General features: G+C 62.5%; 20 protein-coding genes and 3 tRNA genes. 15 read left to right on the forward strand and 8 right to left on the reverse strand.

Annotated elements, in window-relative coordinates:
* Positions 1 to 99 precede the first annotated feature (99 nt).
* Together RBH26_RS09480 and RBH26_RS09485 are read right to left on the reverse strand one after the other, a co-directional pair.
* A tRNA-Ile gene (locus RBH26_RS09480) sits at positions 100 to 173 on the reverse strand.
* A gap of 77 nt (positions 174 to 250) precedes the next feature.
* Positions 251 to 859, reverse strand: a complete 609-nt coding sequence (locus RBH26_RS09485; protein ID WP_306757990.1) for an FxsA family protein — start codon at positions 857 to 859, stop codon at positions 251 to 253.
* Between the two features lie 156 nt (positions 860 to 1,015).
* On the opposite strand from RBH26_RS09485, the gene RBH26_RS09490 reads away from it, so the two are divergent.
* Complete coding sequence (locus tag RBH26_RS09490; RefSeq protein ID WP_306757992.1) at positions 1,016 to 2,665, forward strand: DUF255 domain-containing protein; 1,650 nt, start codon at positions 1,016 to 1,018, stop codon at positions 2,663 to 2,665.
* Between the two features lie 85 nt (positions 2,666 to 2,750).
* A complete protein-coding gene (locus RBH26_RS09495) occupies positions 2,751 to 3,554 on the forward strand; it encodes a TrmB family transcriptional regulator (RefSeq protein WP_306757993.1) in 804 nt (267 codons plus the stop codon).
* 98 nt (positions 3,555 to 3,652) lie between these two features.
* Here the strand turns inward: RBH26_RS09495 and RBH26_RS09500 are convergent, their stop codons facing one another.
* Together RBH26_RS09500 and mptA are read right to left on the reverse strand one after the other, a co-directional pair.
* Positions 3,653 to 4,402: an MBL fold metallo-hydrolase gene (locus RBH26_RS09500; RefSeq protein ID WP_306757994.1), complete on the reverse strand. Its 750-nt coding sequence runs from the start codon at positions 4,400 to 4,402 to the stop codon at positions 3,653 to 3,655.
* A 117-nt stretch (positions 4,403 to 4,519) separates the two neighbouring features.
* Complete coding sequence (mptA, locus tag RBH26_RS09505) at positions 4,520 to 5,452, reverse strand: GTP cyclohydrolase MptA (RefSeq protein ID WP_306757995.1); 933 nt, start codon at positions 5,450 to 5,452, stop codon at positions 4,520 to 4,522.
* A gap of 708 nt (positions 5,453 to 6,160) precedes the next feature.
* On the opposite strand from mptA, the gene RBH26_RS09510 reads away from it, so the two are divergent.
* From RBH26_RS09510 to RBH26_RS09520, 3 genes are all read left to right on the forward strand, one after another.
* Positions 6,161 to 7,081, forward strand: coding sequence for a nucleotidyltransferase domain-containing protein (locus RBH26_RS09510; RefSeq protein ID WP_306757996.1), 921 nt, complete (start codon positions 6,161 to 6,163; stop codon positions 7,079 to 7,081).
* 207 nt (positions 7,082 to 7,288) lie between these two features.
* A complete protein-coding gene (locus RBH26_RS09515) occupies positions 7,289 to 8,068 on the forward strand; it encodes a DNA-directed RNA polymerase subunit epsilon (RefSeq protein ID WP_306757997.1) in 780 nt (259 codons plus the stop codon).
* Between the two features lie 110 nt (positions 8,069 to 8,178).
* Positions 8,179 to 8,835 (forward strand): DsbA family oxidoreductase, encoded by a 657-nt coding sequence (locus RBH26_RS09520; RefSeq protein ID WP_306757998.1) that lies wholly within the window; start codon positions 8,179 to 8,181, stop codon positions 8,833 to 8,835.
* 11 nt (positions 8,836 to 8,846) lie between these two features.
* Here RBH26_RS09520 and RBH26_RS09525 read toward each other — a convergent pair whose 3' ends face one another.
* Entirely contained in the window at positions 8,847 to 9,719 is an 873-nt protein-coding gene (locus tag RBH26_RS09525; RefSeq protein ID WP_306757999.1) for an NAD(+)/NADH kinase, read from the reverse strand.
* A gap of 335 nt (positions 9,720 to 10,054) precedes the next feature.
* On the opposite strand from RBH26_RS09525, the gene RBH26_RS09530 reads away from it, so the two are divergent.
* The 5 genes from RBH26_RS09530 to RBH26_RS09550 all read left to right on the forward strand — a co-directional run bounded on the left by RBH26_RS09530 (position 10,055) and on the right by RBH26_RS09550 (position 13,943).
* The gene (locus tag RBH26_RS09530) at positions 10,055 to 10,291 is read left to right on the forward strand and encodes an amphi-Trp domain-containing protein (protein WP_306758000.1); all 237 of its coding nucleotides are present in this window, start codon (positions 10,055 to 10,057) and stop codon (positions 10,289 to 10,291) included.
* Between the two features lie 15 nt (positions 10,292 to 10,306).
* Positions 10,307 to 10,669, forward strand: coding sequence for a hypothetical protein (locus tag RBH26_RS09535; RefSeq protein WP_306758001.1), 363 nt, complete (start codon positions 10,307 to 10,309; stop codon positions 10,667 to 10,669).
* Positions 10,670 to 10,890: 221 nt separating this feature from the next.
* Positions 10,891 to 11,325: a universal stress protein gene (locus tag RBH26_RS09540; RefSeq protein WP_306758002.1), complete on the forward strand. Its 435-nt coding sequence runs from the start codon at positions 10,891 to 10,893 to the stop codon at positions 11,323 to 11,325.
* An 89-nt stretch (positions 11,326 to 11,414) separates the two neighbouring features.
* Positions 11,415 to 12,773, forward strand: coding sequence for a hypothetical protein (locus RBH26_RS09545; RefSeq protein WP_306758004.1), 1,359 nt, complete (start codon positions 11,415 to 11,417; stop codon positions 12,771 to 12,773).
* A 210-nt stretch (positions 12,774 to 12,983) separates the two neighbouring features.
* The gene (locus tag RBH26_RS09550; RefSeq protein ID WP_306758005.1) at positions 12,984 to 13,943 is read left to right on the forward strand and encodes a transcription initiation factor IIB; all 960 of its coding nucleotides are present in this window, start codon (positions 12,984 to 12,986) and stop codon (positions 13,941 to 13,943) included.
* A gap of 15 nt (positions 13,944 to 13,958) precedes the next feature.
* Here RBH26_RS09550 and RBH26_RS09555 read toward each other — a convergent pair whose 3' ends face one another.
* A complete protein-coding gene (locus RBH26_RS09555) occupies positions 13,959 to 14,648 on the reverse strand; it encodes a bacterio-opsin activator domain-containing protein (RefSeq protein WP_306758006.1) in 690 nt (229 codons plus the stop codon).
* A 135-nt stretch (positions 14,649 to 14,783) separates the two neighbouring features.
* Positions 14,784 to 14,854, reverse strand: a tRNA-Gly gene (locus RBH26_RS09560).
* A gap of 147 nt (positions 14,855 to 15,001) precedes the next feature.
* Here RBH26_RS09560 and RBH26_RS09565 point away from each other — a divergent pair.
* Entirely contained in the window at positions 15,002 to 15,796 is a 795-nt protein-coding gene (locus tag RBH26_RS09565) for an NAD+ synthase (RefSeq protein ID WP_306758007.1), read from the forward strand.
* A 49-nt stretch (positions 15,797 to 15,845) separates the two neighbouring features.
* On the opposite strand, the gene RBH26_RS09570 is transcribed toward RBH26_RS09565, so the two are convergent.
* Positions 15,846 to 16,556, reverse strand: coding sequence for an enoyl-CoA hydratase/isomerase family protein (locus tag RBH26_RS09570; RefSeq protein WP_306758008.1), 711 nt, complete (start codon positions 16,554 to 16,556; stop codon positions 15,846 to 15,848).
* A gap of 61 nt (positions 16,557 to 16,617) precedes the next feature.
* Between RBH26_RS09570 and RBH26_RS09575 the strand changes: the two genes are divergently transcribed.
* The 4 genes from RBH26_RS09575 (at position 16,618) to RBH26_RS09590 (ending at position 21,209) form a co-directional block, all read left to right on the forward strand.
* The gene (locus tag RBH26_RS09575) at positions 16,618 to 17,373 is read left to right on the forward strand and encodes a hypothetical protein (RefSeq protein WP_306758010.1); all 756 of its coding nucleotides are present in this window, start codon (positions 16,618 to 16,620) and stop codon (positions 17,371 to 17,373) included.
* Positions 17,374 to 17,643: 270 nt separating this feature from the next.
* Positions 17,644 to 17,715 (forward strand) — tRNA-Thr (locus RBH26_RS09580).
* A 163-nt stretch (positions 17,716 to 17,878) separates the two neighbouring features.
* Complete coding sequence (locus RBH26_RS09585) at positions 17,879 to 19,660, forward strand: hypothetical protein (RefSeq protein ID WP_306758011.1); 1,782 nt, start codon at positions 17,879 to 17,881, stop codon at positions 19,658 to 19,660.
* A gap of 478 nt (positions 19,661 to 20,138) precedes the next feature.
* Positions 20,139 to 21,209 (forward strand): hypothetical protein, encoded by a 1,071-nt coding sequence (locus RBH26_RS09590; protein WP_306758012.1) that lies wholly within the window; start codon positions 20,139 to 20,141, stop codon positions 21,207 to 21,209.
* Positions 21,210 to 21,212 lie beyond the last annotated feature (3 nt).

The following is a 21,212-nucleotide window of genomic DNA, read 5'->3' on the forward strand; positions in this document are numbered from 1 at the left end:
CTCGAGAGACAATACGTATGCTCGAAATCATGTCCTCTCGGCCGATAACTGTACGCAGAGACACCAACCGAACTTCGAAATCAGACGGCGGAAAAGGAATGGGCCAACTCGGATTTGAACCGAGAGCCTCCACCTTATCAGAGTGGCGCTCAACCTAATTGAGCTATTGGCCCGCGCTTCGGCGCTTCGCACTCATTGATTGGTGGGAGGGATGTTTAAGGGTTTCTTTCTGATCCCGCTGTGAGAACTGCTATCGGGCGGAGGGGTCGTCGGAGTCGTCCAGTTCGTCGCTGGCGTCGGACGTGCGTTCGTCGCCGAAGTCGATCGTGTACCCGTCTCCATCGCGTCCGTCGTCGACTGTGTAGTCGTCGGCACCGAGATCGTAGGTTCCAGCATCGGTCGAGTCGGTCCGTCCGTCTCGAGCCGTCTCCTGATCGGGGAACCCGAACGTCCAGACTTTGCCGCTGGCGAAGCCACCCGTCTTCTTATCGGCGTAGGGGACGATCACGAAGCGTTTGATGGCGGCTCGGATCGGGATCCGGGTCACTGGGACGACGAGCAGGAACCCGACGGCGTCGGTCACCAGACCCGGAGTGAGCAGAAAGGCTCCGGCGGCGATCAGGAGGCCACCGTCGAGCAGTTGATTGGTCGGTGGCTCTCCCTGGGCCAGCGACCGTTGCATCTTCCGGACGGTTCGACGACCCTCGGCACGGACGAGAAGCATGCCGACGAGTCCGGTCAGAACGACGAGTAGCACCATCCCGACCCAGCCGAGATAGGTCGTCTGACTAACGACGACCGCGAGGATCACGGCATCGAGAAACGGGATGAGCAACAAAGCGGCAATCCACCGGAGCATGCCTCGACATAGCTGGTGGAGGGTGAAAACGCTTTACGCTCTTGTCTCGCTGAATGTGCCGGTCGATTTCGAAATCGGCGAGCTCCCGGGAGTGGAGCGAAACGGGCTGTCGGGTGGGAACGAAGGGCTTACCCCCACGACAGACGAGACTCCGGTATGGACGACCCAACACGTGTCGAGTGGCGCGAGTGGGGACAAGCGGCCTTCGACGAGGCGACTGAGGCCGACAGTCCCGTCTTGCTCTCGCTCACTGCGACGTGGTGTGATCATTGCCACGAGATGGACGAGGAGACCTACGCAGAGCCACGCATCGCGGCAAACATCAACGATAGCTTTGTCCCGATTCGAGTCGATGTCGACCGGCATCCGCGCGTGCGTGATCGATACAACATGGGCGGATTCCCGTCGACCGTCTTTCTGGCGCCCGACGGCTCGGTACTGACCGGTGCGGGCTATCTCGGACCGGACGGAATGCGCCAGGTCCTGGATAGCGTCCGGACCATGTGGCAGACGAAAGGAAGCGGCGCTGGACGAGTGCCGCGACCGCTCCGAGAGGACAACCCGCCAGCGGGTGACCTCACGGTCGACGTCGAGTCGGCGATGCTCGGCCAACTGAGCGAGACGTACGACGAGGTCGCAGGTGGCTGGGGTGGAAGTCCGAAGTTCCCTCTTCCGGATGCCCTCGAGTTCGCACTCAAGCGCGATCGGGAGATGGCCCTGCGCTCGTACGATGCAGTCAGTGCGAACCTGTTAGACGAGTACGACGGCGGCTTCTATCGCTTCGCGGCCGAGCGGGACTGGTCCGGGCTACAACACGAGAAACTACTGGACTCCAACGGCGCGCTCGTACGCGCGTTCGCGAACGCTTACCTGGTGACGGGGAAAGACGAGTACCGCGATCCCGCCGAGCGGACGATCGACTACCTCACGACGACGCTGTGGAACGACGACGTCGACGCGTTCGCGAACAGCCAGGCGCCCGGCGAGGACGAGGCCCACGGTCTCGACGCGACCGATCGTGCCACGGCCGATAAGCCACCAGTCGATGAGGGTGTCTTCGCCGGACCGAACGGGCTGGCGATCGAAGGGCTGTTGACCTACTATGCGTACACCGACGACGAGCGGGCCCGGCGATACGCCGAGCGTGCACTCGAGACGCTCCGGGACGAACTACTCGTCGACGGTGTCGTGGCTCACGTCGTCGAAAACGGATCCAACGGCGGTGAAGCCAACGAGCCGATCCCACTGCTGGCGAACCAGGCCCGCGTCCTAGCAGCCCTGACGACGGCTGCGAGCACGCTCGAGACGGACGTCCTCGACGACGCCATGGCAATTGCAGACGCAACGATCGAACGGCTCCACGACGGAGCGTCGTTCCACGATGGGCCTGCGGCAGGTGCCGGTCTGCTCGAGCGACCGCTCCGACCGCTCGACACCAACGTCGCCATCGCGGATGCATTGCTCGAACTCGCGGTCCTGACGGGCGAGGAGCAGTACCGCGAGGTCACACGGGAGACGCTCGAAGCATTCGCGGGTGCGAGCGATCGCTTCGGCGTCCAGATGGCCCGCTACGCGACGGCCGTCTCACGGCTGCTCGAGGGGCCGCTGGTGATTCGTGTCGCCACCGAGCCCGGAACCGATCTCCACCGTGCAGCGCTCCGACTCGCCGATCACGAGAAAGTCGTCGTCCCCAATGCCGACGGCCTCGAGTCGGGGACAGCACGTGTCGAACGCGACGACCAGACGTCGGAGGTCGCCGAAACCCCTGACGAGTTGAGTAATCGCGTCCAGTCGATCCTCGAGTAGCACCGCCAGCAGGGCCGACGCGTCGAATCACTCGCCTATCAAACCACCACAGCGTTTATGTTTCTCCGGTCGATTCCCTCATCATATGGCCAGTCTCAGGGATCTCGGGCTCTCGGAATACGAAGCTCGAGCGTACCGCGCATTGCTCAATACCGGTCCGACAACAGCTAAAGAGTTGTCACGTGCGAGCGACGTACCGATGGGGCGGATCTACGACGTCTTGAATAGCATCGAGCAGTACAACCTCGTCCGAAGCCAGACGGCGAGTCGGCCGAAGAAGTACGTCGCCGTCGAACCGTCGACGGCGCTGGATCGCCTCCTCGAGGATAAGAAACGCGAACTCGAGGAAAAGGCCGACCAGTACGAGTCGATCGTCGACGAGTTGGCCGACGAACTCGACGCCGCCGAACCGGTCGAGGATCAGTTCTGGACCGCCGCAGTCGGACCCGAGGAGACGATCGATCTGCTGCTCGAACGGCTCGCGGCCGCCGACGACCACATCGTGATGGTCTCTGCCGACCCGGCACCCCAGTGGGACCTCGAAACGGTAAGCGAAGCGGTAAGCGCCCAACTCGAGGACGCCCTCGATCGGGGCGTGTCGGTCGATCTCCTGATGACTCGCGAGCTGGTTGGCTCGCTCTCTGCTGACGTCGGCCAGCGCTACCGGGATACCCTACAGCAACGCGACGACTTCGACGTCAGGACGAACGACGACATCTCCGGCTCGTTCAACATCATCGACGGCGTCGAGGTCTGTATTCAGGTCCCCAATCCCCTCTCCTCGGGCGAGGCGTTCGGAATGATCGATCTCAAGGATCCGGAGTTCGCTGCGAACGTCCACGACGAGTTCGTTCCGCGGTGGAAGGAAGCCGAACCGCTCGAGTTCTGACGCCGTCAGTAACCGTACTGCCACGACCGCAAGCCGCCGTAGGATGGCACACCCCAGACGGGTTGGGGCGGGCCGGCGCTGACGGACGGTGACTCTTATCAGGTCTCGTCGAGGACGACTGGGACGCCCCTGGCCGCGACGTCGGCCGCGAACGCCCGAGAATCGGCCTCGAGTTCGGGGAACGTATTGTAGTGGATCGGACAGACGAGATCGGGGTCGATCGCTTCGGCCAGCGACGCGGCCTCGGTCCGGTCCATCGTGTAGTTCTTCCCGATCGGCGGCAAGAACAGTGAGACCGAGCGGTCGGCGTGAGAGTCGAGTACGTCGGAGTCACCGGGCCAGAACACGCTCGTACCGTCGACCTCGAAGCGGTAGCCACAGCCGAACCCCTCGGGATGGATGGGGTCGCCCTCCGTGTCGACGTTTCGCCCGTCGGCGTGGTTGTATGCGGGACGGACCTCGAGGTCGACGCCGCTGACCGTCAGTTCGTCGCCGTATTCCACCCGAGTCACGTCGTAGGGAAGTGACTCGAGGTCGTCGACGTCGCGGCCACCCTGCCGGATCGACTCGGCGTCGACGGCTTCGTAGGCGACGACGGTGGCGTCGTCGTTTGCGACTCGACGAACGCCATCGGAGTCGTAGTGGTGGTCGTGAGTCACCAAGACGAGGTCGCCGTCCCGTGTATCGTACTCCCGACCAGGGGGATGGGAGACGTCACCGTCCCAGTCGCCGGTGAGCGTCCCGTATCGGCCGGGATCGAGGTAAACGACCGTGCCGTCGTCGGACTCGATTCTGACCGTGGCGTAGCCCAGCCACGAGACCGTCAGATCGTCGTGTCGTACCGTCACGGGAGTGGCTATCCCTGGTTCGCTGATAACGGTTTGGGTCCAAACGAAGGGGTGTCGTACTCGAGAGGAGAAAAAACAAGAGCCGTGGACTGCCACCGAGCGTCCGAACCGCCGATCCTATGCGTTCTCGGAGACTTCCTCGCGCAGCGTTCCCATCTCGACGACTCGTTCGGCGTGGGCGTTGTGCTGGTGGATGGACTCGTCGTTGGACTGTTTCATCGTGATCACCGCGTCGTCGGGCAGATGGTCGAACTCGTCGACGACGCCTTCCGCCAGCGCACGGACACAGTCCTCGACGAACTTCGCGTCCGCGTGGGCCGCGTAAGTCATGTGGTCCTCGTCGGGACGCTTCGCGAGGTTGTAGATCCGGGCACTCATCGCGTCACGCGCGATATCGATGATGTCGTTCAGATCGATCTCGGGGTCGCCGTTGGACTCGACGGTCAACGTCGCGTGGCCGCGCTGGGAGTGGCCCGGCTGTGGCACTTGCTCTAGGAACTCCGTGATGGTCCCTTCTTCGACGCCGAGATCCTCGAGGGTCTGTTTTGCGCGTGCGGCGGACATCCCCTGCGAGCAGGGACAGACGGTCATCCCGGTGACTTCCGCGCCGATCTCCTCGCGAGTGCCCTCCTCCGTAGCCGTGGCGGAAGCGATGATGTCGACGGTGTGTTGGGTTTCACGGTCGCTTGCTGGCGTCTGCTCGCGGCGCATGAACTCCGCTTCCATCGATACCTTCGCGGTGGAGGTGTAGTCGTGTTTCTCGAGGAGCCGTTCGGCGGCGTCGCCACAGATCTCCTCGACGCGGTAGGCCTCCTCACGGGTAGCTTTCTCTAAGATCTCGTCGATGACCTCCATGTTGCGGCTCATGTCGGCGCCCTTGCGCCAGGCCGGGAGGTCGACGAAGACTTCGAACTCGGCGGTGAGAACGATCGGGCGTTTGCCCTCGCGGGCGATCTTGACGAGTTTGTCGACGCCGGTGACGCCGACCTGACTCAGACCGACGGTGACGTCTGGCGACGTTGCCTGCACGTCCGGGAGCTGGTGACTCATTGTCCGTACTCGGGCCAGCGACCGATTATGCCTTTCGGAACCTGCAGTCGTCGGAGCTCGTGCTCGCAGACTCGATGTGAACCGACGGAAAACGAGACACGGCGCCCCGGAAACTCGAGTCGCGTCGTCCACAGCCAGCGGATCGCGTCGTGATCGTTCGACGCGATCGGTTCTTTAAGTGCCTCTGGTCACAAGGTGTAGATACGACGGACGAACGGTTCTCCTCGAGTCACGTATTCTACAGTCAGCGGAACGCACAGCGGTTCGACTGACCTATCTCCGCAGAGCAGTTGACTGTCGGCACAAGTCTATCACGAGGCACAAGTCTATCACGAACCCGAGAAGCCAGTCGTCCTTTAAGTTCCTCTGGTCATAAGGTGGAGATACGACGGGAAATCGTCCTTCTCTCTATCTCACCTCGAGAAGTCACGACGCTGTGGCCGGGGAGACACGAGTCGTCTCGAGCCAGTCGCTCTCTAACACAGTATCTCGCTGTGTGTCGTATCGACTCGAGTCCGATCGCTTCTTTAAGTGTCTCTGGTCACAAGGTGGAGCTATGACGGGAGGACGTCGTTCTTCGCGGTTCTCATCGTAGCGAGTCTCCTCGAGCGGAGGGTATCGCACCCCATCGTCGTTTAAGTGCTTCTGATCACAAGGTAGAGCTACGAAGGGCATTTTGGAGCGACAAACTGCTATTGAGCGATAGCTATGCCATCCGTCCCAGCCTACGTTTTCGACGCTGTCGACGAGTTACTAACCACGATCGAAGGTGAGTACGACGTCGACATCGCAGTGGCGGCCGCTCGCGGGAGCCACGCTTGGGGCGCGGCGAGTCCGGATAGCGACTACGACGTCGGCGCCGTTTTCGTCCCGACCGATCTCCGGCAGTACGCACATCTCGAGGGGCCGACGGACGTCGTCCACGAGACCGACGGCGAGATCGAGGTACAGGGCTGGGACGTCCACACGTTCGTGCGTCTGCTCGCCGACTCCAACGACGGCGCGATCGACCTCCTCCGGAGTCCGATCCGGTATCGAGTCGACTACGAACCGGACGATCTCAGAGACTACATCGAGCGGACGTACAACCCGATGGACCTCTATCACGCGTGGCGCGGCATCGCGACGAGCAACTATCGGAAGTACATCTCACACCACTTGGTGCGTACCGACGACGAAACGTTCCCGATCGTCGAGAGTCGCGAGGACGAATACGTGGTCGAAACCGACGACGGAACGACGACCGTCCCAGCCGACGACGAGCGATTCGAGGAGACACAGACGAAACCAACAGTGAAGCGAAACCTGACGATCGCCCGGGCAGCGATGTCGGCACGCTATCTGAAAGCGACCGGCGAACGCGGGGGCCACGAGCTGCCGGCACTCGAGTTCGACCGATTCCTGACCGAACAGGCGCCGTCGGTCTTCGACGACGACCGAATCGAACGGGCCCGTGAACTGCTCGAGCGGAAACGGGCGGGAGAAGGGGCCGCGACCGTCGGCGATGCCGTCGGCCGCGGGTTCGCCCATCCGCCGAAAGCAATCGACCCCGAAGTACACGCACGCAGCGGGCCCGATCCCGAACGGTTGGACGAGTTCATCGACGACATCATCGCCGCGGTCCAGTAGCTCGAACGCCGCGCTATCGGATCGTTCTTTAAGTACTTCTGGTCACAAGGTGAAGCTACGAAGGGCTTTTCGCGGACGTTGCTTCGAGCGCGAGCGTATCGCTCGTCGCTCGAGTCGACTCGATCTGTCATCTCTGCTGTCAGTCGCCGTTTCCGATAGTTTGACGGGAGCGAGCCTTTTTCCGTCTGCCGGTCCGAGAGTGCGATAATGAGAGACGACGGTGCTGAACCCGGTCCCGGCCCCGCCGATGCCGCGGCCGTCGGCGACAGCCCGCGACTCGAGGAGGAGGACGATCGCCGCCTGGAGACCCGACCCGGTTCGGGATCGCTCTCGCGGGCGGACGTCCAGCGCGACTCGACGGTCCGTCAGTGGGGCGTCGTCACGCCGAGTGCGACCGTCATCGGCCGTGCGGAGTCGCCGGACGCGGACCTCTCCGAGAGCGTGCGTCGCCTCCACGACGAACAGCACGCGGCAACGCCGGGCTACAGCGAGCGTGCCCACCGGCTCGACCGGTTGCGGACGACGCAAGCGCTGTGTAACGCACTCGAGATGACGCCGTGGCAACGCGACCTCGCACTCGGCGTCATGGACGAGATCGACCTCACCGAGTTCGGCAGCCAGCGTGCGATCGAAAAGGTGGCACTGGTGGTCATCCGCCACGTCGTCGACGTCGACCGGCGACAGTACTTCGGGCTCGACGACATCGACGCCCAGGAGCTTTCGGCCGATCGAATGGAGGAGCTGTTCGGCCAGTATCGAGCCCACGACATCACCGAAGAGGAGACGTTCAAGCGCCTCGCCGCTGACTACGGGCTCGACACGACGAGCTTGAACCGACTCCGTCGCGTCCTCAAAGAACAACTCGACGACGAGCTTCCCGCCTACGGACGCAACCCCTACCGGGACCCGAACTTGCCGAGCGTGACCGAGCAGACCGAAAGCGGCGAGAGTGGCCTCGCGGCCGGCGAAGACGCCAACGGCGTCTGATCCGACGGGTCACCGAGGACCGATCGCGAATCCGAGCCGTCGACTCGAGGCGACACCGAACACACCTCCGAGTGCCGTCGACTTTTCCGTCACCGTTGCCTATCGAGGGTATGTCCGAACCGACCGATCGGCTGTCGCTCTATGCCGACTACGTCTGTCCGTTCTGCTATCTGGGAACGCGATCTCTCGGGCAGTACCGGAAAACACGAGACGCGCCCCTCGAGGTCGACTGGCAGCCGTTCGATCTCCGAAGTGACAAACGGAATCCGGATGGATCGATCGATCACGACGCCGACGACGGGAAAGACGAGCAGTACTTCGACCGCGCCCGCCAGAACGTCCGTCGCCTGCGGGCCGAGTACGACGTCGAGATGGCCCAGGAGTTAGCGATCGAGGTCGACTCGCTGCCCGCCCAGCAGGCCTCGTGGTACGTGAAAGGGGAGTATCCCGCCAGGTGGGCTGCCTTCGACGAGGCGATTTACGACGCGCTCTGGCAGGATGGTCGGGATATCGGCGAGCGCGACGTCTTGACGGACCTCGCCGACGACGTCGGACTGCCGGTCGGCGAGATCCGATCGGCGATCGACGACGACGGGCTTCGAACTGAACTCGAGGACCGGTTCACGATGGCCCAGCGGCGTGGGATCACCGGCGTCCCGACGTTCGTCGCCGGTGATCGGGTCGCCCGTGGTGCCGTTCCGCCGGCCAAACTCGAGCGGCTGCTCGAGGGGACGAACGACGACACGAATCCGAACACGCGGCGCTAGAGCGATTACCGTCAGTCGAGCTTTTCGAGACTCTCTATGAAGTTCCCCTGTGGACCGACGAGTCGGATCGGCTCGTCCGCAACCGAGAGTGTGACCGTCGTCGGTGGGTCGAGCCGCCGTCGGTTCCGGCCGTCGCTGATCACGTAGGCAGTGTCGGTATCGGAGACGGTGATCTCGAGATCGGTCTCCGGATCGACGACCAGCGACGGCATCCCGTCGGCGGTGGCCATCCCCGTGACGACGAGGCCGTCGGCCGAGGGATGGACGATCGGTCCCCGTTCGCTCAGGTTGTACGCGGTCGAGCCCGTCGGCGTCGCTACCAGAACGCCGTCGGCGTGACTCGCGGCGTAACAATCGCCGTCGACCTGAACCTCGACGGTCGCACCGCCGCCGTGGCCCCGGCGTGGGCCGTGAACGACGATTTCGTTGAGCGCCGGCTCGAGCGTCCAGTCGGCGTCCTGGCTCGTCGCCTCGAGTCGGGTGAGTTCGCGACCCTCGAGGGAACCGGTCGTCCGTAGCTCGGCGACGAGATCGGTGACGACGTCGACGGCATCGGCGGGCGTGACGGCGTTGAGAAAGCCGACTTCACCGAAGTTGACACCGAGGATCGGGGTAGAGCCGACCTCGCGGGCGACGAATAGCAGCGTACCGTCGCCGCCGATACTAACGACGAAGTCGCGATCGGTCATCTCGCCGACCGGACGGGCCGGCGCGTCGACTGCGTCACCAGTCGCGTTGTCGACGACGACCGACACGGGCGCGCTCTCGTGGCCGTGTTCGTGTTCACGGTCGTCTTCACGCTCGAGCGCCTCGATCAGCGTCGCAGCGAGTTCTTGGGCGCGCTCGTTACCACGTTGGGCGACGATGCCGACGGCGACGTCCATCGGCGGCGGCTACCCGTTCCGGAGTCAAAAAGCCACGCTTCCGCGTCGAGTGCAGGTATTCGGCTGATACGGAAGCTGTACCGGTCCTCCGATATTCCCACGTCACGATCGGAGCTGTGGCGATCCACTCTGACAACGGCCATGCGAAACTGGTTGGACATCGACGGTCAGGAGCGACAACACCTTACGACAGAGACACGTGGCGTAAGAACACGTTCAGTAACACGAACTGACTCGAGATCAAGCCCCGTGAATTCTCCGAGACCGCTGGTAAAAACCCGTTAGGAGCGCGTTCGCTGCCCATACTTTTGCGGCCGTCACCGCCACTGGGCCGTATGGCCGAACGGACGACGTTCGACGACCGACTCCCGCGATCGGAAGTCGCAGCATATCTGGCGGCTCTCGCAGCGGAGTTCGACGACGAGGACGGAATCGACGTCGAGGTCGGTAACAAGACGATCTCGCTCGATCCGCCCGAAGAGGTCGACTTCTCGGTCGACGTCGTCGAACGCTCCTCGATGCTACGGGGCAGTCGTGAGACGATCGAACTCGAAGTGAGCTGGAAACCTTGATCTCCGTCCTAACCGATGTCTGCCATCGACGCAGCCGTCATCTTCGTGCTTAGTCTCCTGATCGGGACGGTCGCGATCGTAGCCGGGGTTCGGGTCGTACTGGACCGGGACGCCGGCGTCCCCAACGCCGCATTGACCGCCCTCGTCGGGGCGGCCGCCTGGGCGGTGACGAGCTACGTCGCCGGCTGGCTTCCGCTCGTGGGCGTCCTGATCATGCTCGTCGTGTGGGTTGGCGTGATCAACTGGCGCTATCCCGGTGGCTGGGCGACGGCGACCGCGATCGGCGTCGTCGCGTGGGTCGTTGCCGTCGTGATCGTCTACGCGGCCGCACTGGTCGGAATCGTCACGCCGGAGGCGCTTGGTATTCCCGGCGCCTGATACCGCCGGACAGCAGTCAGTAACCCATCGGCGCGTCGTGCTGTCCGTCAGTATGACTGTTGTCAGGTATACGACCGCCGCGAACCGAGCCGGTAGTGGCCGCCGAGAAGGAGTTTGTCGACCGTTACGAGGCGAGACGCGGACTCGGGGGGCTATTCCCACGAGCGGAGAACGACGGTAATCGCTTTTTCGCCAGGGACGAGTCTCTCGAGTAGGTCCCGATGTACGATACAGTTCTCGTCCCCACTGATGGCAGCGAGCAGGCAGCAGTCGCCGCGACACACGCGATCGACATCGCGGAGACACGATCGGCGGCGGTTCACGTCCTCTCGGTTGTCGACGATCGAGCCTTTCTGGTCCTCGGCGACGACCGCATCGAGGCGGTTCGCGAGGACTTGCAGGCGAACGCACACGAGGCGGTCGACACCGTCGCGACCGAGGCCAGTGGGAAGGGTCTCGACGTCGAGACTAAAATCGAGACGGGTCACCCCGCCGAGTGTATCGTCGACTACGCCGGCACACACGACGTCGACCTGATCGTAATGGGGACAAGCGGCAACGAGTACGAGCGAAACGTCGTCGGGAGCGTCTCCCAGCGGGTGGTCCGCGAAGCGCCCGTCCCCGTCCTGACCGTTGGGCCGGACGTCGACGACTGATACGGACTGCTGTACCGATATCCGGCACTCGAAACCGACGGGCAACGATCACGTGGATTGATGGACATCCGTTCGGTATTGGCGGGAGTATGCGTCGGTCGCTCGTGATCGCGGTCGCGTTGGTGGCACTCTCGTTTCTCTTCGTCGGCGGCCCGTCGCTGTTGTTCTCGCCGTCGACCGACACCATCGACTCCGACGAGACTGAAACGCCCGAGCTGGTCTCGATGGATGGCTCCGAAAGCGAGTTCTGGAAGTACCTCAGCCCACAGGAGCGATTTCAAGAGCGGAGTCCGCTCAACGTGATCGTCCGCGGCGACAGCGAGGACATCACGTACGCGATGACCGAGGCTGACGACGGCGACTGGGAGGAGATCGAGGAGGTCGAAGCCGAGTACGAGGACGACGAAACGCCCCTCCCAGAAGAGCAGTTCCTCGAGGAACACGACCGCCACGCGACGGGGATCGAGTGGGGTGACGCCCACGGCACGACCCGCTATGCCTGGATCGACCCTGGCCCCGAGGCGGACGCCTACTGGTCAACCGAGACGGGGCAACTCGAGGAAGGTGACTACTACGGCCAACGGTACCACATCCGGCTCTACGAGAGCCCGAACGCCGACGACGAGTGGGTCGCCATGCAGGCACACACCGAACACTTCGACTGGTTTACTCTTCGCCACCGCGTCGACGGCGTCGAGGCCGCCCAGTCGAAGGTCGAGCGAGACTTCATGGACCACCCCGGAATCGACGTCGAGGAGGACGTCCGCCGGGTCTACCTCGGGAACACGAATTCCGCCGACTCCGATGGGTGGGCGACCGTCGTCGATCTCGCCGGACTGATCGTTCTCCCCGCAGGCGTCGGACTCGTGGCCCGCAGACGCGCCCGGGCAGCAGGCGACGTCGATCGACGAACCGATCCCGAGCAGGTCGCTGATCACACGCCCACAGCCATCGATGATCGCCTGACGGACGTCGACCGGCGCCGGATCGCGGCTGCCTACGACCGCCTCGAGGCCGGCCACATCGTCCTCGTCTTTACGATCCTCGCGCTGTTTCTCGGCGTGCGACTCGGTGGGATCGCCCTCGAGCGCAACGTCGGATTCCTGACGCCACACATGATCGCCGCACTGCTGTATCCGGTGATCGCGGTCGGAATCCCGGTCGCAACCTATCTGATCGCCGGCACGCTCACGCGACGACTCGACGCGGCTGTCGTTGCCGCCGGTTCGCTGGCGGTGGCGTTCTGGCTCGACTACGGTCTGTTGGGCGTCGATTCGCTACCCGTCGACGTCGTCGTTCAGCGAATGCTCGTCGTCATCGCACTGGGGCTGATCGCCGGTGGCGCGGCAAGACGCGCGACTCGGGAATCGCGGTTCAACGACATGCTGCTTGCAGGTGTCGCGACGTGGATCATCGTTCTTGGCGGGACGTTGTTGGGCTACTTCTAGTGGCGGTCCACGCCTGCACTGCTGGGTGAAATCGATGGCTGTCGGCTGCTGTCACCCATCAGTCGACGGTTGGAACGGGACTCGTTTCCCGACCCGATACGGCGGGTCGAATCCGTCGTGCAGAACCGGTTCGATCCCTGATCGGCTGGTCAGAAGCGATCGGACACGAGGGCGAGACCTAAAAGGCTCGGTCACCAGTATCTAGTCGAAATGACGAGCCCAGCTCGCCAGCGCGAACGTGATCCCGAGACGACAGACACGAACCAATCAACACGCGAGCGGGCCTGCGACGAGTGTAACGAGGGCCAACTCGTCAAAAGCGAGGATCAAGGCGAGCTCGTCTGCGATCACTGTGGCCTGATCGTCGAAGGGACGAACATCGATCACGGGCCGGAGTGGCGCGCGTTCAACCACTCCGAACGCCAGAACAAGTCCCGCGTCGGCGCGCCAACGACGAAAACGATGCACGACAAGGGGCTGACGACCTCGATCGACTGGAAGAACCAGGACGCCTACGGGCGATCGCTCTCCTCGGACAAACGCTCCCAGATGCGCCGCCTGCGAAAGTGGCAAGAGCGCATCCGTACCAAAGACGCCGGCGAGCGGAACTTACAGTTCGCGCTTTCGGAAACCGACCGTATGGCCTCCTCGCTGGGGATCCCTCGCTCGGTCCGCGAAGTCGCCTGCGTGATGTATCGGCGGGCACTCGACGAGGACCTCATTCGCGGCCGTTCGATCGAAGGCGTCGCGACCAGCACGCTCTATGCGGCCTGTCGGATGGAGGGGATCCCCCGCTCGCTCGAGGAAGTCGCCGCCGTCTCTCGCGTCGAGCGCAAGGAGATCGGTCGCACTTACCGATACGTCGCTCAGGAACTCGGCCTCGAGATGGCGCCGGTCGACCCGAAGAAGTACGTCCCGCGATTCTGTTCCGATCTCGAACTCTCCGAGGAGGTGACGGTCAAGGCAAACGAGATCATCGATACGACAACCGAGAAGGGACTGCTCTCGGGGAAGTCACCGACCGGCTACGCCGCCGCGGCGATCTACGCCGCGTCGCTGCTCTGTAACGAGAAGAAGACCCAACGCGAGGTCGCCGACGTCGCGCAGGTGACCGAGGTCACGATCCGAAACCGGTATCAAGAACAGATCGAAGCGATGGGGATCCACTGATAGCGGGGGCAGCGACTACGCGCTGAATATCATCGAGAGCAGTTTCCGTTCGGCCTTCCGTAAGTGTTCGGCGAACGTCGGGTACGTCACCTCGAGTTCGTCCGCGAGTTCCTCGCCGGTCTTTTTGCGCGGCCACTCGTAGTAGCCGTTCGAGTAGGCAAACAGGAGAACCTCGTGCTGTCGGGGCGTAAGCAGCCGGGAGACAGCATCGGCGAGTTCCTGACGCTGGAAGAGTGAAACCGGGTAGTCCTTCTGTCGCCGTGCGATGATCTCCATCGACGGATAAGTCTCCTGAAACCGGTCGATAACGTCCGACGCGGAGTAGATCGACGGGATCTCCGCAGCGATCCGCGCGACGCCGTCCGTACTCGCTAGCTCCGTCGGAATCGCACCCGCGTCGGTCAGGCTGATCGTGAAGAACTCACCGCCACCATCGATTCGAAACTCGACGATGGCGGTGTCGTCACCGTCGCTGACGACCTGTGCCTCGAATCCGTCGTAGTCGCGTGCGAATTCGACGATCCGTTCCGGGGGAGCGTCCGTAACTCGATGGAAGACCGTATAGGAACCGTTGCTCCGCGGGAGGATCTGAAGCAGTTCCATCTCACAGCCAGTCTCCGCCGAGAGCGCGACCAACGGGTACTGCGGGTCGGAAACCTCGAATTCGACTTCGACGACCGTCTCGGTCCTGTCTGCTGTGGTCACATATAGGGACAGTACGACATCCGTGTTACGTGTTTCCGTGCCACATGAGCGTATGCGATACGGTTCGATATGATTAGGTGTTCGCCACAGTGCTGGAACGGGCAACTATCAGTACCGACCTCGAGAAAACTCGGATGCGCTGGCCGGGAATTGAACCCGGGCTATGAGCTTGGGAAGCTCATGTCCTACCACTAGACCACCAGCGCACTATACACCGACACGTAGCTGTCGGTCGCACTTCAACGTAGCGCTCTGCCTCGAGTACCGATAGTCCGAGGATCTAACATTCGTCCACTTTCTTCCCGTGAGGGGGAGTCTATTAGGCCAGCCCACCCGTACGGACGGCCAGACACATGCTCGACCTTCGTTTCTCGGATCCGGAACTAGGCCAGCGACGCGATCACATCGTCGAGTTCATCCGGTCACAAGTCGACGCTGCGGGGGCCGACGGCGCCGTCCTCGGACTCTCCGGAGGCATCGACAGCACGCTTACCGCCTATCTCGCCGTCGATGCGCTCGGCGCCGAGAACGTCCACGGCCTCGTCCTCCCAGCGACCGTCAGCAGCGACGAACACATGAGCGACGCCGAACGCGTCGCACGGGACCTCGAGATGAGTTACGACGTCATCGAGATCGAGCCGATCGTCGACTCGCTGCTGTCGGCCTACCCCGACGCCGACGGCGATCACGAGGCTGTCGGCAACGCCCGTGCACGCGTTCGTGCCGTTCTCAACTACCTCGTCGCAAACCACGAAGACCGACTGGTGCTTGGAACGGGCAACCGCAGCGAGGCCGCAGTCGGCTACTTCACCAAGTACGGTGACGGCGCGGTCGACTGCCATCCGATCGGCAACCTCTACAAGGCACAGGTCCGCCAGCTCGCAGACTACGTCGGCGTTCCCGAGGATCTCGTCACGAAGACACCCACGGCAGAGCTATGGGCCGACCAGACCGACGAGGACGAGATGGGACTCAGCTACGAGACGCTCGACTCGATCCTCGCAGCCCACATCGATGGCCCGCTGTCGGTCGCCGCGACCGCACGAGAACTCGAGGTCGAAGAGGAAACCGTCGAAAACGTTCGAGGCATGTACGAGCGCAGTGCACACAAACGGCAAGTGCCGCCGGCGCCGGCGCCCCTCGACTGATTCGCTCGATTTCGACCCACATTCTGTCAGACGGGCGAGTCAGTACTGTTTACTCGAGAACGGCGTCGACGTCGTCTGCGTGGGCTTCGACGAGCTCGCCGAACGCGTGGGCCTCACGTCGTTCCTGGGTGGCCCGCTCGGCGTCGTCGCGCAGCCGCCGTTTCAGGACCGCGAGCGCATCGGTGGCGTTCCCGGCGATTTCGTCGGCAACCGCCCGTGGCTCGTCTTCGATCCGCGAGATCAGCCCCATCCGCAGCGCTTCCTCGGCGTCGGCGGTTCGTCCCGAGAGCGCGAACTCGAGGGCGTCGCCCTCACCCAACACGCGGGGCAGACGCACGGTGCCTCCCCAGGCACCGAACAGGCCGAAAGTGACGCCGGGCTCGCCGTACGTCGAGTCGGGCGTCCCGACGCGAACGTCACAGGCGAGAGCGAGTTCGAGCCCGCCGCCACGTGCAGGGCCGTCGATTCCAGCGACGACGATCGCCGAGGTATCCTCGATCGCCCGTGCGACGCGTTGACCAAGCCGGGCGAACTCGACAGCGCGGTCGCGGTCGCCGTCGAGGTCGCCGACCGCCTCGAGGTCGGCACCCGCACAGAACGCAGGGCCGGCCCCGCAGAGATAGATCACGGGCTCGTCGGCGTCGGTGATCGCTGTCTCGAGTGTCTCGAGGCCCTCGGTCGTCAGAGCGTTGCGCGCTGCGGGGCGGTCGATCGTGACGGTGCGAATCGAACGGTCGGCATCGACGTCTACATCGATCATGTACGCGAATCTACCGGACGTTTCCAAAGGTCTTTGGCTCCTCCGTCGTAAGGGACCGCCAATGGAACAAGCCGACAGCTGTCGGCGTGCCGCCGCCGAGGCCATCGCGGATATCGAACCACCCGAGTTACACGACCGTATCGAGACCCTCCTCGAGGACGCGTCGATGGTTCCTGGCGTACTGACCCTCGAAAGCGCTGCAGCGACGGCGGCCGACGGACGTGCCGTTCTCGAGACCGACGACAACACAAGAGCACAACACGACGCCGGCGACCTCGCCACGCAGGCGGCCGGCGTTCAACTCATCTACGAAGGACTACGGTTGACCCGCTCGCTGGCCCACGAGGAGCCCTGGACGGGATCGGGAGACCGAGACAGCGATCGAGGTGACCTCGAGATCCTCGCCGCCGACATTCTCGTCGCCCGTGGGTTCTACCTGCTCGCTCGCACCGACGCCGCTGGCAAGGCAGTCCGGACGGTCCAGGCGTTCGGGCGGGATCAGACCCGTCGCGACGAAGTCGCCGACGAAACTGCGTCGGGTGTGGCCGGTACCGATGGCGACGCCGCCGTCGATCCGACATCGATCGACGCCAACCTCGAGCACGACATCCTCGAACTCGCCGTTCTCACCGGTGCCGCCGCCGTCAGCGACACGCCGTCCCAACGACTGCTCGCGACCGCAGACGAGATCGCCGACCGCGTCGGGACCGCCTTTCCGCCGGCCGCGGAGTGTCTCGACAACTGCAGGTCGCTCCGGTCAGACCAGTCCCTCGAGGACCACACGACCGATCGAGCGACTTCGGTGACCGACCCGTAGTCCCACTGGAACTGTTACTACCGGACGCCACGATTGAGGCCGACCGTGTCGGCCAGTCACTGATCGTTGTCCACCAGTACGACGACCGACCGTCCTACCGAGACTATCTCCTGTACTGATTTCCCGGCACAATCACAGATAGATCGCGATCGTGCCGGTATGACAGACAGTGGTCCGTCTGCGGACTGTCTCGAGTGCCTCGATATCTCACCCCACGCCCGGTTGCAATCGAAAGCCATAAAGTCGACTCGAGACAACGAATAACTGCGTGCCTGGGTAGCTTAGCGGTAAAGCGCGTCCTTGGTAAGGACGAGAGCCCGGGTTCAAATCCCGGCCTAGGCTTGATACGACTTCTTCAATTTCTCCCGTAAATGGGGGAAGGCTACCTGAACACTACAGTTTCAACTCTCATAAATTTGGGTGTCGCGCGAGGCATATCGTCGGCGCGCCGCCCGAGACGACCGCCGGATATGAGGGCCGGCTCTCAATGGAGGAGGTGGTCTAAGTGGCCGCCCAGCAGTTCCTCGAGACCCAGTGCCACGAGTTCGACGCCTACCTCAATTTCGACGAGTACGGGCTGAAGCCGTACTACGGACTCACTACGTTCCGGAAAGAACACGACTGGGTCAATAACGGAAAGCCGTCGACGACGTTCGAATTCGACGGACAGGAATACGCAGCCGTCCTGGACTACGACGACCAGCCGATTCTCCCATGGTCCGATCCGTCCTACAAGCTCGAGACAGCGTACCTCTATCGCGTGTACGTCGTCTGCATGGACGAGACGTACGACGACAAGAGCGCCGACTCGAGCCAGCGGGTGAAAGGCGGTACGTTCACCATCTACCCGCGGTGGCCGGACATGAAGAAACGCGACGATGAGACGGGCGAGATCAGCAAGGTCAACGGCTACATGGATCTGGGTCGGCCGTATCTCACCGTCCGCGCTCAGGCGTCGAATATCGACTTCGCGAAGTACGTCGATCTCACGGCCGAGGCTTTCGCGGCGTTCGACGTTCCTCGTCGGTACTTCTCGAACCCGCACGAGTCGAGTAACGTCAACGACGCCGCAGTGTACGTCCGTCCGAAGCGCGACGTGTCCGGGCCGATCTACGCGGCCGACGGACCGATCGCGCGCATTCACCAGCTGCTCGAGTCCGATCGATCGGGCTATCGAAAGCACGTCGAGGACAATCGGGAACGTCCCGGCGACCAGGTGACGACGATGGTCGACTCCGAGCGCGCGGCGAAGCTCATTCGGGGCCACAAGATCGGAAAGGAGCTGAAGCACTACTACATGCGGAACCCCGACAACTACAATCCCGATCAGTTCGGGTGGCATCCCAAACTCGAGGTATCTTTCCAGACCTCGATCACCGACGAGACGGTCTACTGGGACCGCGAAGACGCACTCGACATCGAACAGTGTCGGCGCGAACTCGAGGAGATGCTGATGAACGTTCTCGACTGGGCCGGTCTCGACGTGACCGGCGGCGACGAGTACCACGAGGACGCGTACTTCGGTCCAGAGCGTCGAAAGCGGCGTAGCCTGAAGCTCGTTGACTGTCCCCTTCCGGAGATCGAGAGTGAGCAGGAGAACGCCGTGATGCGTCTCTGGGGCGATATGAACGGAAGCGATCGGGAAGTCACCGAGCTGTTGCTCACGGATGGCGGTGAGATCTCGCCGAAGGACGCAGCCGAGAAGACCGGCTACTCCTACCGGACGATCCGGCGAGTGGTCGACCGGCTCGAAGGCTTCGTTCGGCACACCTACGGGAAGCTCGAAGTCGAGAGCGACTTCGCTGCCCAGGAGATGCTCAAGCGCGTCAGATCGGCCGAGGAGCAGTTCCGGCGAACGATCGGGGCAACGGCCATGCAGGTCGCTGAAGACGCGTCTGGGTTCGAGAGCGGGCCGTTCGATCGCTTCAAGAACTCCTACGAGGTCGGCGTTCGTGAGACGGACGAGCGCAGCCGGAAGCTCCTGCAGGTTCGATACACGCCGGCCGATCGCGACGAGGGGCTCGAGATCGCCCGTGAGGCGGTCACCAGTTACCAGCAGCAGTACGATGATGAACTCGGTATTAGCGGTATCTGGATCCAATTCGAGTATCCTGACGGATCGACCGAACGGTTCCATCTCACGAACGTCTTTCAACTGTCGAAGGCTCGCGTGAACGTCAGCCGATCTCGAGAGGATCGTCCTCTCGACAGGACGCGGCGAAAGCTGCTCGAGGAGCGCGAGAACCTCCCGCGACGGATGAAAAGCCGAAACGCGCTCGGCGGCTGAGCGCCGCCTGGTGAGTGGCAACGCTATTTCTTCCCTTAATTTCGTCTCTTATCGAGTGATTTTTGCGTAACTTCGCAGCTCGTCAGAGCAATCGCGTCGCTTCGACTCGATCGCCTCGGTGAGGCTTGCGTGAGAAACCGGACGCGTCGCGTCCGGGTCCCCCTTAGGACGTGTGGCTAAGGCCAAAGGACCAAACTAACCGCTACGCCTCCGCACCGCTGGAGTGGAAACAGAAGGGGGGGTCTCTACCGCCGAAATGGGCCCGCAAAGAGTCCCGAATTTAGCAGATCTGGACGCTACTATGTTCTATTACACCGAAAAACGTTATTAACATAATTTTAACCTATAGCAGACACGACACACATCCAACAGAGATTGAACCAGTATGCCATATCTTGGAACCATAAACGGGAAGCGCGTTATTCCACCACAGGTCGAAAATAACGCTGAAGTGACGTGCCCAGTTTGTGAGGACCCTATGGGGGTCGTCAAGTCGCACGAACGAGGTGGCGCGTTTATCTCACGTCATTTTCGTCATCACGATCGAGAGGATCAGACCGAGTTCACGACCACTCACGGTCAGTCGACATTTGACGATCTTGGGAGCGGCGGAAAGTGTCCAGGTGAGTCGGATGTACATCTTAAGATGAAGTCAATTGCTTATGCCCGGCTCAAGCACGATTTTCCCGACGCGACAGTCGAGCTCGAGTCAGGAGTGGACGAGCGAATCGCCGATGTCCTCCTGACCTTTGACGAGCCGTGTGCCCCCTATGGAAATGGCATCGCGATCGAAGCACAGTACCGGAACGAGGGGAAAGACATCGATGGCGTAACCGAGCACTATCTGGAACGAGGATACAGCGTCGCGTGGCTGTACGAAGACGACTTTTCAGGGTACGATGTTGATCTCTCCGGGCTACACACCGTCTGGCCATGTGCGCTTCCCGATCGATCCGGTCTCGAAGGGTATCCCGATGTCACACGGTGGCTGAGACAAGAGAAGTCACCATCTGTCAAACTCGAGGTCCCAATTCCAGGAGAGTTCTGGGCATCGTTCGATAAGTCCGGTGAGTGGGTTCAGGTAGCACATCGATACCTCCGTCGAGGACGGTTTTCTCATAGCAGTCGTGCCTGGGTTACTATTTCACGATCGCCAACCGGACAGTTGACGATCCAGATCGGAAAGAAAGACTGGGGATTCGGTGGCGATAAGCATCGTGTTACGGTCCAACTCGAACGAAGCGATTGTGAGGAGCTACGAAGCTTTGCGACCGAACTCGAGCACGAGGGATTTGAGTCGGAGCATCCGTCAGCGGACGAGCGTGAGGAATCGTGGTACGATCTCACCACGGCTTGGTTTGTTGGATCTCAGAACGTCACCTCATGGCTCTCAGCATCTCTCTCACCCGATGACGAGATAGTTCTCTCACTCGGTAAGAAAACCGGGGGAGATACTGATCGCGTGAGTTTGCAAATTGACCAGACCGCAGTTGGTGCGCTTCGGAGTATCGCTGATCTGTTAGAGCAGGCGTTCGAACTGGAAACGTAGTCT

It is taken from the genome of Natronolimnohabitans sp. A-GB9, from assembly GCF_030848565.1.
Classification (GTDB): domain Archaea; phylum Halobacteriota; class Halobacteria; order Halobacteriales; family Natrialbaceae; genus Natronolimnohabitans.